This window comes from Hungatella sp. SL.1.14, from assembly GCF_024460495.1.
GTDB lineage: Bacteria > Bacillota > Clostridia > Lachnospirales > Lachnospiraceae > Hungatella > Hungatella hathewayi.
In genome coordinates this window covers 1-398 of the sequence record NZ_JANFYJ010000160.1, presented here as the reverse complement: position 1 = coordinate 398, position 398 = coordinate 1, and the positions used below count along the sequence as shown (strand labels likewise).

The window sequence follows — 398 nt, the reverse complement described above, 5'->3', positions numbered from 1 at the left end:
CCAGAAGCGTACTGCGCGTCAGAAGATTGTACTGCTGAAAGATGAATCCGATCAGCCGGTTGCGGATATTCGCCAGCTGGTTGTCTGTCATCTCCCCCACGTTCTCGCCTTCCAGATGGTACGTCCCGCTGGTAGGCACATCCAGCGCACCGATAATGTTCATCAGCGTGGATTTTCCGCTTCCCGACTTTCCCACAATGGATGTCATCTCGGCCCTTTCAATCGAGAGGGATATGCCGTCGTTGGCCCGTACCTCCTCATCTCCCATTTCGTATATTTTTCTCCCTCATACCCAGACCGGAATAACTCCGTCAGTTGCCCTGGTAGATCCTGGATACTCTCAATCAGCCCGGACCAGCCTCCGACTATGCCATTCAACAGACCCTTGATTAGATAAT

At 52.5% G+C, this 398-nt stretch carries 1 protein-coding gene; it reads right to left on the bottom strand.

The window, feature by feature from the left end; all coding sequences use genetic code 11:
- Window positions 1-268, bottom strand: a 268-nt coding sequence (locus NE473_RS30475; RefSeq protein ID WP_256265586.1) for an ATP-binding cassette domain-containing protein, incomplete at its 3' end; no start/stop codon positions are given.
- Between the last annotated feature and the right edge of the window lie 130 nt (window positions 269-398).